We start from the raw sequence: 13,287 nt of genomic DNA on the forward strand, positions 1-13,287 counted from the left end.
CTCTGGACTGCCCGACAGGCACGTGCCGTTTGGGCGGTGCCACACCGGGTAAGCGCGCGGTGACCGCCTAGGGAAGGCACACCATGCGCGCAATGGTCTATCGAGGACCGTACAAAGTCCGCGTCGAGCACAAGGACATGCCGGCGATCGAGCATCCGAACGACGCCATCGTCCGGGTCACCATGGCCGCGATCTGCGGCTCAGACCTGCACCTGTACCACGGGCTGATGCCCGACACCCGCGTCGGCATGACGTTCGGGCACGAGTTCATCGGGGTGGTCGAGGAAGTCGGCCCGTCGGTGCAGAACCTCAAACGCGGCGACCGCGTGATGGTGCCCTTCAACGTCTACTGCGGCTCGTGCTATTTCTGCGCGCGTGGCTTGTATTCCAACTGCCACAACGTGAATCCGAACGCCACCGCGGTCGGCGGCATCTACGGCTACTCCCACACCTGCGGCGGGTACGACGGCGGCCAGGCCGAGTTCGTGCGCGTACCGTTCGCCGATGTCGGCCCCGCGCTCATCCCGGAATGGATGGACGACGAGGACGCACTGCTGTGCACCGACGCGCTGGCGACGGGATACTTCGGCGCCCAACTCGCCGACATCGCCGAAGGTGACACCGTCGCGGTGTTCGGCGCGGGACCGGTCGGCTTGTACGCCGCAAAGTCGGCGTGGTTGATGGGCGCAGGCCGGGTCCTGGTGATCGACCACCTCGAGAACCGATTGGCGAAGGCGCGCAGCTTCGCTCACGCCGAGACGTACAACTTCGCCGAGTACGACGACATCGTCGTCACGATGAAGAAGGCGACCGGATACCTCGGCGCCGACTCGGTGATCGACTGCGTCGGCGCTGAAGCCGACGGGAACTTCCTGCAGCACGTCACGGCGACGAAGCTGAAACTCCAGGGCGGCTCTCCGGTCGCACTGAACTGGGCCATCGACTCGGTGCGCAAGGGCGGAACGGTGTCGGTGATGGGTGCCTATGGACCTATGTTCAGCGCGGTCAAGTTCGGCGACGCGATGAACAAGGGTTTGACGCTTCGTATGAACCAGTGCCCGGTCAAGCGTCAGTGGCCACGCCTCTTCTCACACATTCAGAACGGGTATTTGAAGCCCAATGACATTGTGACCCACAGGATTCCGTTGGAGCACATCGCCGAGGCCTACCACATCTTCTCATCCAAGTTGGACGACTGCATCAAGCCCATCGTCCTCCCCCAGGCCAGCTGAAAGGAGCAGATCATGGTGTACACGTCAGAGCATCCGCCAACCCCGAGCAGCGACGAGTTGCGCGCCCGTATCCCCGGCTGGGGTGCCGATCTCGATCCCGCCGACCGTCCCGCGGTGCCGCGAATGCGGTTCGACCCGTCCGCCACGGGCGCGCATTGGGACCTCCCGGAACAGCAACCCGAGAAGTGGCCGCGAGAGCGGTCGATCGAACACGCCCGCCTCACACCGGTATTCGGCACCTCGACACCCCCGCGCTGGTTGTCGGGAGCTGTGCGCAAGTTCGCGTACCGCTACAGCGAGGGCCGCGCCGCCCACTGGCTCCTTCTGATCGGTGCCGACCGGATCGACGCCATCGAGAGCCATCTGGAGTCCCTCGTGAAGTTGCGACCGGACAACCCGATCACCGAGACGGGCATCAAGACCGAGTTCACCCATGGCGGGTGGAAGGCGCGCACCGGCACCACCCGGGTCGACAACGCGCACAGCTGGTTGGATCCGGTTCTCGTCGCCGGACCGTGGCTCATGGTTGCGGCGGCATTCGTGACACTTGGCCGGGCGGTCGATAGACGACGCGCCCGGCGCAAGTGATCACGAATGCTCTGCGTCCGGCAGACCCTCCGGCGGCGGTGTTGAATACGCCGGGCTGACCGGCGGTACCTGTTCGGAATCAGCTGATTGGTGGTCTTCCGGTTCCGTGGACTCTGGTTCGGGTGCGGTCATTTCGCCTTCCCCTCAGTGGATCTGCGGATCGGGTGGATTTTCCGCGGCCCGGCCGGTTGCCGCGTCGCGGATGTGATCGACAGTCGCGGTGACCATGCCCATCGTCTTCAACACCCCCGGGCTCGGCGGGGTGTCGGGATGCGGGCGAGTCGGGGCGATCTTCTTCGCCACCTCCAACTTCTCCCCCATCTTGACCAGGTCCTCGCGGCTGATCGCGGCCTCGAAAGCCGGCCACACCACATCCTGCTCAAAGGCGATGTGCTCACGTCCGGCCTTGACGAACTCCTTCAGGGCCTCCTGATACTCGGGTTCACCCGGAACGCCGTCCTCGAGCAGCTGCAGGAGCCGCTTTCCCTCCTGCTCCTGTTCGATCGCCTTGTCGGCCAACGCATCTCCATCCTCGACCAGCTCGCGCACCGCCGGCCAGAAGAACTGCTCTTCGATCGCTTCGTGCTGAGACTCGGCGATCACGAGATTCGTCACCATCGTGCTCAGGCCGCTTTCTGTGGCCCCGCTACCGCTGGGCGCGCCGTCAAGCACCTCGAGCATGCCCAGCACGCTCTTGTGGTCTTGCCGCAAAAACGTCAATGCGTCCATGCTTGAGTCCTTTCGGTTGCAGCGACACTCAGCTCGTGGCGGTGTGCTGCTCGTGGGTGAAGGGCTTCTCGGCGTCGATCGCCGGCTCCCCTTCGGGATTGGCCTCGGCGCCGGTGTTCTCGCGCAACGACGTTCCCAGCCACTGCTCTTCCGGCTTCTCGACGTAGTCCCACTCGATACCTTCGGGCCACGGACCCTGGCCTTGGTTCCACGGACCACGGACCGAGCCGGCGCCGTTGCTCATGTTGAACGCGACGTTCTGGAACCGCGGATCGCCGGGCAGCTGGCCTGGCGGGAAGTTCACCGGGAGCTCGTTGAGCGCGGCGGTGAACTGTTGGTAGTGCGCGATCTCCCGGGTCATCAGGAACGTCAGCGTGTCCTGAACGCCGGGATCGTCGGTGAACTGTTTCAGGTACTCGTAGACCACCTTCGCCCGCGACTCGGCGGCGAGGTTGTTGCGCAGGTCCACGGTGGGATCACCGTTGGCGTCGATGAATGCGCCGGTCCAGTTGTTACCGGCGGAATCCTTGACGTCGGGGCCGCCGCCGCTGAGCACCAGGAACATCGGATTCACCGCGACCTGATGGATCGCCTGCTCACGGCCGTCCTTGCTGGCCACCGCCGGCATCCAATCGCATCGCTGGTTGGCGATCTTGAGGTCGTCGTTGAGACCGTCGAGCAGCATCGTGATCGTCGACCCGACCATCTCGAGGTGGCTGAGTTCCTCGGTGGCGATATCTATGAACAGGTCGTACATCTTGGGATTCTTCTCCCTCAGCACGAACGCCTGGGTGAAGTACTGCAGAGCCGCGGTGAGTTCGCCGTTGGCACCACCGAATTGCTCCATGAGAAGACTCGCGAAGCGTGGGTCCGGCTCGGACACTCGTACCTCGAATTGCAGATCTTTGTTATGTGTGAACACGACATCTCCCGACTGAATAGAAATTGAGGGCCTCGGTCCGCTGGGCTGTAGACGGAGGTGACACTCGCTTACCCGGGGTCGAGTGAGGCAAACGGTGGAATCCGCACCGATTGTGTGAATTTCAAGATCGGCCAACGTGTTCCGAGGTCACACGGATCTCACGCAACGGCGTCACGCAGTATCTGCTGCAGCCGCTCCAGTGGTGTACCGGCGTCGAGCCACCGTTGCTGACCGCTGTCAGTGGTTGGCCCGCCAGCCGGGATCGGTGGAGGGGCGGTTGCCTCCGGCGGAGGTGCAGGCGGAGGCGGAGGTGGTGCCACCCGTGCGGCGTGAATCTTCTGATCGAGCCGTGCAAGTGCGTCGTTGCGGAGCATGCGTCGCTGCGGATCGGGGTCGGTGTTTCCGGCGAAGCAGCCCGGCGGGGCTTGCTCGACCACGGTTCGCGCATCGAGGTAATGGGCGACGGCGGATCGACCATCGAACTGCGCCGCCGCGCGGTCACCCAACGTCTCGCGGACGAATTCGAGGTTGACCCGCGCCGCGCAGGACTCCGAGCGGGCCAGGCTCTCGCTGAACTGGCGGTCTGCCTCTTCGAGCTCGTTCTCGAGCACCGCAAGGGCGCCCGCGGCGAAGTGTGACCTGCCGGGCTCGATCACGTTGAACACCATCAGCGCGTCGACTGCGCGGCGCAGTTGGGCGGTGTCCCGGTCCGCATACGCCGCCACGGCGGACTCTCCCGCGACGACGACCGACAGCGACTTGACGATCACCACGATGAGAAGCAACGCCACCGGCGCGGAGACCACCAGCAGGCGACGGCGTAGCGGCGATCGTGCCCCTGCGCTCATGGCATCACGTCCCCGCCGACGTACCTGCTGCGACGGACGTCGCGCAGCACCAGGTAGAGCTCGATCAGGACAAGGACGGCGGCGCCCAGCGCTGGCAACCAGTACGTTTCGGTCTGGCCGCCCGCGGACGCTACGACCGCCGTCGGCTCCGTCGCCCCGCCCGCCTCGGGCAACTCCGCGGTCGGCAGTGCGCCGCCGGAGCGCGCGACGTACGGCACCCCCAACTGATCGGCGACCGTTCGCAGCGTGGCTTCGTCGACAGGCGACCGTGCGATATCGGTGCCGGGAATGGGGCCCCCCGCCGAGGTGCCATAGCCGAGCACAGCACCGCCGTCGACCGATTCGGCAGGCAGAGTGAATTCCCTTGCAGGAAGCGATGACTCGGGAGCGCCCGCCCCGAGGTAGAAGACCAGTGTGGTGGCCCGCGGATACTGCTGGACCGCGCTGATCAGCTGGTAGCGCACCACGGTGCTCGCTGCGCCGGCGTTGGTCTGGGTGATGTCGTCCTGGCGGTAGGCGTAGGGGTCGATGGTCTGCGCGATCGGCCGCAGGCTCCAGGTATCCGCCGACAGCGGCCACGCCAACGACGGGGCCGACGAGAATCCGATCACCGCGAATCTGGCCCGCGGATACCGGTCGATCAGTGCCTCGATGTCGTCGCGCGCCAACTCCATCCGGCTGCGGCCGTCGATGTCTTCTACCGCCATGTTCGGTGAGCGGTCGACGACCAGGAAGACGGTCGGTTCGGTGTCGCCTGCGCTGCGCGGCGCCGATTCATCACCTTCGGTGATCACCACGCGCATAGCCGCGAAGACGAGCAGAAGTGCCGCGCAGGTCACAAGCAGCCAACGCCACAGCATTGTCCGGTTGCGTCCCGACGCGCGCCACCGGCGCAGCGCGATGAACTGCGCGCCGACGAGCAGCGCCGCCGTCACGAGCAGTAGTGGCGGGAGGACCGGATGCAGCGTCATCGCCGCACCACCAGTGGCCAGAGCGTCAATCCCGTCAACGCCACCAACGCCAATAGCAAAAGCACATCGGGGGTTTCGGCGGCCTTGACGACCGCGGCGACCGTTGCAGTCGGTGGCGGCGGGTGGTCCCTGATCTCGGCAAGGTCAGCCGCCGTAGCGGAGTTCGCCGGGAACGCGCGTCCGTCGCTCTCGCGGGCCAGCGCCTCCAGCGCGCCGCCGCCGGGCCCGGTCATCAGAACGTTGACCTGAACACTGCCCGCCTCCACCAGGTCGCGGACCGCGTCCGCGGTGAACAGGGCGGGGCGGGTCTCGCCGGGCTGGCGGAGCGAGCCGGGTCCGACGTAGATGAGCGAGCGGCGTTGTGCCGCTTCTTCATCGAATTCCGGGAATCCGGTGAGGCACAGTGCCATGACGTCTTCGACGCCGCCGGCGTGGTTGACGTACGAGACCGCGGGCGTCCACCTGGCGTCGTCGCCCGCCTGTTCGGATGCCGCCGCGAAACCGTTGAACTGCTCTGCGGCATATTGGTAGTCGCGGGTCATGGGCACGATTCGGCGATTGGCTGTGGTCAATCCGATGCGTTGGGTGGTGAACCCGGTCACGCGCTCGGCGAAGTAGCGCAGGGTTGCGCGGACGGCCGGGTCGGTCGGCGGGCCGCCCATGCACAGCATGATGTCCTCGGGCTGAGCGGCATCGGATTGCCGTGCAGTCGAAGGTAATCCGGTTGGACGGGCCGCGGCGACCACGGCGGCGCCGAAGGTCACCGTCAGCAGGATGATTGCCGCAATGGTGGACAGCGTGCGCAGCCGGGCCGCGCGGCGGTACTCGGGCAGACGGGTCAGCCGCTCGACATTGGCCAGCAGACGCAACCGCCGACGTTCGGCGTTCATCGGTTTCAGCGCCGCCGCCGCGACACACGCCGCCAGGCCCAGGCACCCGGCGATCGCGACCACCCACCAGGTCAGCTCCACGTGTGGATCAGCTCCTCGGCGGAGTCGGTGGCAGCCCCGACGTCGACAGTCGAGTCGGCGTTGAACTGCGCGTCGTTCAGCTCGGTCAAAACGGGTGCGGCCGGCGCCAGCTCACCCGCGGCGATGGCATCCACCTGCATGTATTCGGCGCGAGTTCCGGTGGCGGCGTGGAGGAATGCGCGCAGTTCCCGGCTGACGGCCGCCGCAGCGGGGGCTGCGGCCAGTTCGCCGGCGCGGTAGCGCTCACCGATCGCGCGCACCGTGCGGGCGGACCTTCGCTTGACCAGTTCGCTGCGGGCGGCTCCGATGACCGGCAGGTTGCTGATCCGCCGCTCCGGCATGGTGAACAGGTAAACCGCTGCGTACCAGCCGATCAGGATCACCGACAGGAGGATTGCGAGCCACAGCCACCACGACGAGTACGGCGTGGGACCGCCGACGAAGCGGATCAGCTCATCGGACACGGGCGTATGTTCCGGTCATCGCAGTCAGTCCGGCTCTGATTCCCCTGCTGCCGGTGAATCGCGCGCAGGGCACCCCGTGTGTCGTCAGGAACGTCGAAAGCTGCTCCCGCCGTTCGAATTCGGCTCGCCGATAGGCGTCGATCACGTGCGGGCCGAGCGTCGCGCCGCCCATCACGACGCGGCCTCCGGCCACGTCATAGCCGTCGCCCTCGTCGTCGACGGACCCGATGGCGGCCATATCGGCGACCATCGCCCACATGACGTCGTGCTGAGCAGTAAGCCGGGTCAACACCTCTCCGAGGCCCTCGTCGACCTCCGGCTCATCGGACACCACGAAGATCAGCAATGGTCGTCGGTAGTGCCTTGCCACCCAATTCAGTTGTGTCACCACTCTGCTCGGCGCGGGCGCGGTCGTCGTGTGGTGATGGAACCGGTGCAGCATGCTCTCGATGTGCGTCTCACCGCGCCGCAGTCTGATGTCGACGCAGCCGCGGACGTCGCCGAAGACCATGCCGATCTCGTCGGACCGGCGGAGGGTGATCAGGCCGATCGCGCCGATGACGTTCGACGCCACATCGCGCTTGCGCTCGCCTGACGGCGCCTGGGCAACCGTGTTCCTGCCGGCGTCGGCGATCACGAGGATCTTGTGATGTTTCTCCGAAACGAAGCGCTTTATCAGGACGTGCCCGGACCGCGCGGTGGCCTTCCAGTCGATGTCGCGGACGTCGTCACCCGGCACATACGGCCGCAGGTCGTCGAACTCGAGACTGCGGGTGTGCACCAGTGCATACCGGCCGCCGTCGAGCAGCCCGGTGGTGTCGCGGCCGAAAAACCGCTTGGCGCTGTCGAGATGCTTGCCCATGACCTCACGGCACCCGCACCGCGTCCAGCACCGCGTCGACCACCAGGTCGGGTGTAATGCGCAGACTGGCTGCCTCGAAGCCGAGGATCAACCGATGCCGCAGCACGCGATGCGCGAGGCGCGCGATGTCGTCGGGCACGACGTGGTTACGGTTGCGGACGACCGCCAGAGCGCGCGCGGTGCGGCAGAACGCGATCGTCGCTCTCGGGCTCGCGCCGTATTCGATCAACCGGGCGAGGTTCGCCGGCAGATACCGCTCCGGCGCCCGCGTCACGTTCACCAGTCGACTCGCGTACTCGATCAGCTGACGGTCCATGTACACGGTCTGCACCAAACTCTGCACACGTCGGATCTCGTCGAGTCCCACCGCGGGCGGCACGCGGTGGTGCTTCTCGTAGAGTCCGGCGTCCATCCGCATGACGACCTCGACCTCGTCGTCGACGGACGGGTACTCGACGAGGTCCTTGAGCATGAACCGGTCGGTCTGGGCCTCCGACAGCGGGTAGGTGCCCTCCTGCTCGACCGGGTTCTGGGTGGCGATGACGAGGAAGGGTTCCGGTATCGGGTATTCCACCCCGGCGATGGTGGTCTGACGCTCCTCCATCGCCTCGAGCATGGCGCTCTGCGTTTTCGCGCTGGACCGGTTGATCTCGTCGAGCAGGACGATGTTGGCGTGCACCGGTCCGAGCTGGGTGGCGAAGGAGTTGGTGGCGGCCTCGTAGATCTGGGTGCCGATGATGTCGCTGGGCAACAGGTCGGGCGTGCATTGGATGCGCCGAAACACGCCATGGATTGATTCGGCGACGACACGGGCGGCCGTCGTCTTGGCCAGGCCCGGAACGCTCTCGATCAACAGGTGCCCGCCCGCGAGAAGGGTCACCAGCAGCGACTCCCGGAGTCGATCCTGGCCGACGACCTTTGCCGAGAAGGCGGACGACATCGCCGCCACCACTCGTTCGGCTTCGGCCAGATCCCGCTGGTCAAGCCTGGGTAGCGGCGCGGTCATGGATACCTTTCTCGAGGGAACAAGTCCCGCATGGGTACCCCGCCGCCCGGATCTCACGCCTGCTTAGGCACGACCCCGGCCGAAGTACAGCTCCTGAGTCGCAATGCACACCAGCTGGCCCGCCCGGTTGTACATCGTCGACGTCGTCAGGCCCCGGCCGGCGACGCCACTCGGCGACACCTGGTCGGACAGCACCCAGTCCGTCAGGTCGACGGGCCGGTGAAACCACAGCGCATGGTCGATCAGCGCGTTGAACGTACCGATGGGGGTCTGTTTCCGTCGCGCGAGCGCGACCTCGACCATCGTGGTGCCCGACAGGTAGGTCAGCAGGCAGCTGTGCAGTACTTCGTCGGGCGCGACGGAACCGTTGGGGCGCCACCACATTCGCATCTGCGGAGGCGCCTCCGGCAAGTCGACGACAAGGCGCGGGGGCGGGTCGACGTAGCGCAGATCGAACGGTTGCGGTCGCACCCAGTGGCCGCCGAGCTCGTCGGCATAGTCCGCCAACTGCTCCTGGATCGGCGGCAGCGCCTCGGGGTCGGTGACGTCGGGCATCGGCTGGTAGTAGTCGAGGGATTCGATGGGCGTCGTGAACGATGCGAGCGCTTCGAGCAGGATCTGGCCGTTCTGGCGCGCCGTGATCTGGCGCGTCGACAGCGTGCCGCCGTCACGGGCCACGTCGACGTGAATGTCGACGGGCTCACGCGCATCGCCCGCGCGGATGTAGTACACGTGCACGCTGTGCGGCGTCCGGCCGGGCGCTGTCCGGCTCGCCGCCATCAACGCCTGGGCCGCGATGTGCCCGCCGGCGATATGGTGTGCCGGGTTGTCCAGTTGGGTGGCGCGGAACTGATGGTCGTCGACACGGTCGACATCGAGGGTGGCGATGACCTCGGCAAGCGTCGGCGGGCGGTATATCACCCGGGCATCATGCCGCACCGCCCCGCGATAGCTACGGTCGGCGAAGCGTCATGAGAGTGATCTCACTGGGCGCGAACACCCGGAAGGGTGGACCCCAGAAGCCGGTACCGCGGCTCGTGTAGAGCTGTGTCACCTCACCGTGGCGACTCAATCCCGCCACCACCGGCTGGTCCAGTCGGACAAGGAAATTGAACGGCCAGATCTGACCACCGTGGGTGTGCCCGGAGATTTGCAGATCGACGCCGGCGCGCACCGCGTCCACCACCTGCTTGGGCTGATGTGCGAGCAGCAGCACCGGCAGTGTGCGGTCGGCTCCCTCGAGGGCGGCGTCGAGATCCGCTCGGTGTCCTTGACGCGACGCCTCGGCCGTCGCATCGTCGACCCCGGCGACGATGATCCGATCACCGCCGCGTTCGACGATGACGTGCCGATTGTGCAGGGCGGTCCACCCGACGCTCTCCATGTAGTCGAGCCAGGCCTGCGCCTCGGTGAAGTACTCGTGGTTGCCGGTGACGTACACCCGCGCCTCGGCGGCCCGTACCGACGCCAGCGGACTGACCTGCTCCTCGCGCATGTCGACCGTCCCATCGGCGAGATCGCCGACGTGGCAAACCAGGTCGGCGTCGAGTTCGTTGACGCGCTTCACCACGGCGGCTGACCACCGGGCCCGATCGATCGGCCCGTAATGCGTGTCGGTGATGATCGCGACGCGCAGTCCGTCGAGACCGGCACCGAGCCTGGGCATCTCGACGTCGACCGTCCTGATGCGCGGTACCCGCATCGCTTCGAAGAAGCCCCACGCGAGAAGCGCCAAGGCCACCGCCAGCACGACCGCGGCCACCACCCGCGATCGCACCGGGTCCTCGACACCCGCGAAGAACAGCAGCAGTCCGATCACTAGGCCGAGCACCGACCAGACGAACAACACCCAGGCCACCCCGAGCAGCGCATCACCGGTGACGGCGGCCCAGTCGAGGTGCCTGTTCCCGTGGCCGAGCATCATCAGCAACGGCAGAGCGGCCGCAGCCACGACGAAGACCAGGGTGCCGGTCACAACCACGGCCGGCGGCCACGCCGCGCCCGCGACGATCAGCGTCCACCACGGCACGCCGAACAGCGCCAGGAGGATGGCGGTGACGACGGCCATCCGCCGCCAATCCCTGCGCGGCCGCCGAGGTGGGTCGAAGGCTTCCTCTACTACGTCTGCCGGATCGGTCATCGCAATCGACGTTACCTACGAGCCGGGGGTGCGCCGTTACGCCAGCGGTTGCCCATCCTTGGTCAAGATGTGCCACTCGCCACCGAACAGGTCCAGGCCCTGCCCGGCGGCGTCCTTGTCGGTCTTGTCGCCGGCGTAGTGGTACAGCGGATGTCCCTTGTAGGTCGCCTGAGTGCTGCCGTCGCGACGTGGCGCGGTTGCCGCGGCCGCCGCGTCGATGCCGACGCCGCCCGACGGGTCGCCTTTGGCCAGTACCGGCAGCCACGTGTCGGCGCAGACGTCATAACAGCTGGGGTTGTTCAGCTGATCCGCGCTGAACACGTAAACGGCGCGGCCCGACCCGTCGACGATGATCGTCCCCAAATCGCCGCGGTCGTCCAGTTCCAGCGACACGTCTCCGATAGGTGGAATCTGATCGGTCGAGGGGATCGGGTGGGGCGACGCGGTCGCCTCGGTCCGGGGCGAGGTCACCGGGGTCGGCGAACTAGCGGTCGACGATTCGGTCGCCGCGCGGTTGGCGAACGCCGAACATCCGACCAAGGCCGCGACGCTGACCGTCAGGATCGGGACGCACGCGAGTACCGGCTTGTTTGGCGGGTGCATGGTGGGTTCATTTCCACCGACGCCGCCGGTCAAACCCCTACACCGGCGCCAAGCGGTCGGCCCACGGCATGGCCTGCTCGAGTTGGGCCGCCAACCGGATGAGCAGCGACTCGCCCGCCAACGGCGCGACGAACTGGACACCGAGCGGCAGACCCGCCGCGGTCCAGTGCAGCGGCAGCGAAATCGCCGGTCGCCCAGTCAGATTCGCCAGTTGCGTGTACGGCACCCAGCCCAGGTTCTTGTCCACGAAGGTTTCGACGATCTTGGTGAAGCGCAGCGCGCGGGCGGTGCGCGTCTTGATCAGCAGCTCTGCACCACCCTGCAACGCGGCGGGCAGCTCGAACTCACCGATCTTCGGCGGTGGGGTCGCCAGCGTAGGCGTCATCAGCAGGTCGTACGACTCGAAGAAGGTGGTCAGCCGACGGGTGTGGTCGTGGCGGCGCTGGACGGCGGCCACGTAGTCGACGCCGCGCGTCGCCCGACCGAGCGCCGCCATGATCAAGGTGTCGAACTCGAACGACTCGTTGCCCGCACCGGTGACGCGCTTGGCCTCGGCGACGTTGAACGCGGCGTAGACGAACCAGCCGAGCAGGAAATCCTTGGCGAGTGCGGCATCGTCGAAGGGCGCCTGCGGCAATTCGTCGACGTGGTGGCCCAGCTCGGTCAGCTTCGCGGCGGTCGCCTCCACGGCAGCGACGGCCTCGGGATGTGGCGACGGGGTGATCGCCGACGGCACCCGCACGCCGATGCGCAGCTTCCCCGGATCTGCTCCCACGGAAAACGCGAACGGGGCATCCGGCAGACCCGGCATGTACGGCCCGAACGGTTCGCCACCGCTGATGACATCGAGCATCGCGGCCGTATCGCGCACCGTCCGCGAGACGACACCCTGCACACCGGCTCCGTGCATGGCCTCGCCGGTGGCCGGACCCATCGGCGTCAACCCGCGACCGGCTTTCAGCCCGACCAGTCCGCAACACCCGGCGGGAATGCGGATCGACCCGCCGCCGTCGTTGGCGCCGGCACACGGCACGATTCCCGCCGCGACGGCCGAAGCCGACCCACCGGATGAGCCACCCGGTGTATGGCCAAGACCCCACGGATTCCGTGCAGGCCCCCAGGCGACGGGCTCGGTGATCGCCTTCGCCCCGAACTCCGGGGTGTTGGTCTTGCCGAAGATGACCAGCCCGGCGTCGATCCAGCGCTGGACAACGGTCGCGTGCTCGGCGGCGGGTAGCGACATCAGCGCACGCGACCCGGCCGACGTCGGCAGCCCGGCGTAGTCCTGCCCCAGATCCTTGATCAGGAAGGGGACGCCGGCGAACGGACCGCTGAGTTCGGCAGGTTGCGCCGCCGGGATGTCGCGCACGATCGCGTTGATCCTCGGGTTCACCGCGGCGGCCCGCTCCCGCGCCAGGGTCAGCAACTCCCCCGGGGATACCTCGCCGTCCGCGACCAGTTTCGCCAGCCCGGTGGCGTCGTAGCGCCGGTACTCCTCGAAGTTCATTGTCTGACCGTATGTCTAAAGCGATTTCGGCGTGCTAAGTCTCGCTGAGCGTGACCCAGCACGCCGAAATCACTGTTCCTGCAGCACGGTGTAGAGCTCTGCGATCACGCCGTCGTTGACCAACGCCACATCGAAGCCGGACATGGCGACGTTGCCGTCGCCGTCGACGAGGTTCCAGGCCAGATGGCCGAAGTTCGGTAGCTGCCGCACCGGACCGGCGGTGACGAACTGCAGGGGACCCAGTTGCTGTTGTAGTGCAACACATTTCGCCTCAAGAGCATCACGTCCCGTTGTCACTCCCTCGGCGTCGGTCCACCGCACGTCCTGCACGTAGGTGCGTTCGATCGCCGCGCGCCGCTTCGTCTCGTCGCGTTCGTTGAACACCTCGCGCAGGTTCGCCAGCATCAGGGTCTCGATCGGGTCGGACATTGGGGTCTCCCTCGG

The 13,287-nt window shown here is 66.9% G+C and carries 15 protein-coding genes; 2 read left to right on the forward strand and 13 right to left on the reverse strand.

Annotated elements, in window-relative coordinates; translation table 11 throughout:
* Nucleotides 1-83: 83 nt before the first annotated feature.
* Together H7J93_RS19435 and H7J93_RS19440 are read left to right on the forward strand one after the other, a co-directional pair.
* The gene (locus tag H7J93_RS19435) at nucleotides 84-1,232 is read left to right on the forward strand and encodes a zinc-dependent alcohol dehydrogenase (protein ID WP_267307941.1); all 1,149 of its coding nucleotides are present in this window, start codon (nucleotides 84-86) and stop codon (nucleotides 1,230-1,232) included.
* Nucleotides 1,233-1,244: 12 nt separating this feature from the next.
* Nucleotides 1,245-1,820, forward strand: a complete 576-nt coding sequence (locus H7J93_RS19440) for a hypothetical protein (protein WP_267307942.1) — start codon at nucleotides 1,245-1,247, stop codon at nucleotides 1,818-1,820.
* A gap of 144 nt (nucleotides 1,821-1,964) precedes the next feature.
* On the opposite strand, the gene H7J93_RS19445 is transcribed toward H7J93_RS19440, so the two are convergent.
* From H7J93_RS19445 to H7J93_RS19505, 13 genes are all read right to left on the reverse strand, one after another.
* Entirely contained in the window at nucleotides 1,965-2,549 is a 585-nt protein-coding gene (locus H7J93_RS19445; protein WP_267307943.1) for a hemerythrin domain-containing protein, read from the reverse strand.
* Between the two features lie 28 nt (nucleotides 2,550-2,577).
* On the reverse strand, nucleotides 2,578-3,471 hold the full coding sequence (locus H7J93_RS19450) for a manganese catalase family protein (RefSeq protein WP_267307944.1): 894 nt from the start codon (nucleotides 3,469-3,471) through the stop codon (nucleotides 2,578-2,580).
* A gap of 158 nt (nucleotides 3,472-3,629) precedes the next feature.
* On the reverse strand, nucleotides 3,630-4,319 hold the full coding sequence (locus H7J93_RS19455) for a hypothetical protein (RefSeq protein ID WP_267307945.1): 690 nt from the start codon (nucleotides 4,317-4,319) through the stop codon (nucleotides 3,630-3,632).
* Nucleotides 4,316-5,290 (reverse strand): VWA domain-containing protein, encoded by a 975-nt coding sequence (locus tag H7J93_RS19460; protein WP_267307946.1) that lies wholly within the window; start codon nucleotides 5,288-5,290, stop codon nucleotides 4,316-4,318. Before H7J93_RS19460 ends, H7J93_RS19455 begins: the two co-directional genes overlap by 4 nt.
* The gene (locus H7J93_RS19465) at nucleotides 5,287-6,261 is read right to left on the reverse strand and encodes a hypothetical protein (protein WP_267307947.1); all 975 of its coding nucleotides are present in this window, start codon (nucleotides 6,259-6,261) and stop codon (nucleotides 5,287-5,289) included. The genes H7J93_RS19460 and H7J93_RS19465 overlap by 4 nt, the downstream gene beginning before the upstream one ends.
* Nucleotides 6,252-6,725 (reverse strand): hypothetical protein, encoded by a 474-nt coding sequence (locus H7J93_RS19470; protein ID WP_267307948.1) that lies wholly within the window; start codon nucleotides 6,723-6,725, stop codon nucleotides 6,252-6,254. The genes H7J93_RS19465 and H7J93_RS19470 overlap by 10 nt, the downstream gene beginning before the upstream one ends.
* Nucleotides 6,715-7,587: a DUF58 domain-containing protein gene (locus tag H7J93_RS19475; protein WP_267307949.1), complete on the reverse strand. Its 873-nt coding sequence runs from the start codon at nucleotides 7,585-7,587 to the stop codon at nucleotides 6,715-6,717. Before H7J93_RS19475 ends, H7J93_RS19470 begins: the two co-directional genes overlap by 11 nt.
* Nucleotides 7,588-7,591: 4 nt before the next feature.
* Entirely contained in the window at nucleotides 7,592-8,593 is a 1,002-nt protein-coding gene (locus H7J93_RS19480) for an AAA family ATPase (protein ID WP_267307950.1), read from the reverse strand.
* A 63-nt stretch (nucleotides 8,594-8,656) separates the two neighbouring features.
* Entirely contained in the window at nucleotides 8,657-9,514 is an 858-nt protein-coding gene (locus H7J93_RS19485; protein ID WP_267307951.1) for an acyl-CoA thioesterase, read from the reverse strand.
* A 31-nt stretch (nucleotides 9,515-9,545) separates the two neighbouring features.
* Nucleotides 9,546-10,733, reverse strand: coding sequence for a metallophosphoesterase (locus tag H7J93_RS19490; RefSeq protein WP_267307952.1), 1,188 nt, complete (start codon nucleotides 10,731-10,733; stop codon nucleotides 9,546-9,548).
* A 36-nt stretch (nucleotides 10,734-10,769) separates the two neighbouring features.
* Entirely contained in the window at nucleotides 10,770-11,336 is a 567-nt protein-coding gene (locus H7J93_RS19495; protein ID WP_267307953.1) for a COG4315 family predicted lipoprotein, read from the reverse strand.
* Nucleotides 11,337-11,373: 37 nt separating this feature from the next.
* On the reverse strand, nucleotides 11,374-12,843 hold the full coding sequence (locus tag H7J93_RS19500; protein ID WP_267307954.1) for an amidase: 1,470 nt from the start codon (nucleotides 12,841-12,843) through the stop codon (nucleotides 11,374-11,376).
* Nucleotides 12,844-12,912: 69 nt separating this feature from the next.
* Nucleotides 12,913-13,272 carry a nuclear transport factor 2 family protein gene (locus H7J93_RS19505; protein WP_267307955.1) on the reverse strand — a complete coding sequence of 120 codons (360 nt, stop codon included), beginning with the start codon at nucleotides 13,270-13,272 and terminating at the stop codon, nucleotides 12,913-12,915.
* Nucleotides 13,273-13,287 lie beyond the last annotated feature (15 nt).

The sequence above is a fragment of the Mycobacterium barrassiae genome (assembly GCF_025822765.1).
Lineage (GTDB): Bacteria > Actinomycetota > Actinomycetes > Mycobacteriales > Mycobacteriaceae > Mycobacterium > Mycobacterium barrassiae.

Excerpts from the sequence above, each read along its gene's own strand:
- H7J93_RS19500 (WP_267307954.1), bottom strand. The coding sequence starts at position 12,843 with ATGAACTTCGAGGAGTACCGGCGCTACGACGCCACCGGGCTGGCGAAA.
- H7J93_RS19475 (WP_267307949.1), bottom strand. The coding sequence starts at position 7,587 with ATGGGCAAGCATCTCGACAGCGCCAAGCGGTTTTTCGGCCGCGACACC.
- H7J93_RS19505 (WP_267307955.1), bottom strand. The coding sequence starts at position 13,272 with ATGTCCGACCCGATCGAGACCCTGATGCTGGCGAACCTGCGCGAGGTG.
- H7J93_RS19445 (WP_267307943.1), bottom strand. The coding sequence starts at position 2,549 with ATGGACGCATTGACGTTTTTGCGGCAAGACCACAAGAGCGTGCTGGGC.
- H7J93_RS19455 (WP_267307945.1), bottom strand. The coding sequence starts at position 4,319 with ATGAGCGCAGGGGCACGATCGCCGCTACGCCGTCGCCTGCTGGTGGTC.
- H7J93_RS19490 (WP_267307952.1), bottom strand. The coding sequence starts at position 10,733 with ATGACCGATCCGGCAGACGTAGTAGAGGAAGCCTTCGACCCACCTCGG.
- H7J93_RS19495 (WP_267307953.1), bottom strand. The coding sequence starts at position 11,336 with ATGCACCCGCCAAACAAGCCGGTACTCGCGTGCGTCCCGATCCTGACG.
- H7J93_RS19480 (WP_267307950.1), bottom strand. The coding sequence starts at position 8,593 with ATGACCGCGCCGCTACCCAGGCTTGACCAGCGGGATCTGGCCGAAGCC.
- H7J93_RS19460 (WP_267307946.1), bottom strand. The coding sequence starts at position 5,290 with ATGACGCTGCATCCGGTCCTCCCGCCACTACTGCTCGTGACGGCGGCG.
- H7J93_RS19435 (WP_267307941.1), top strand. The coding sequence starts at position 84 with ATGCGCGCAATGGTCTATCGAGGACCGTACAAAGTCCGCGTCGAGCAC.
- H7J93_RS19440 (WP_267307942.1), top strand. The coding sequence starts at position 1,245 with ATGGTGTACACGTCAGAGCATCCGCCAACCCCGAGCAGCGACGAGTTG.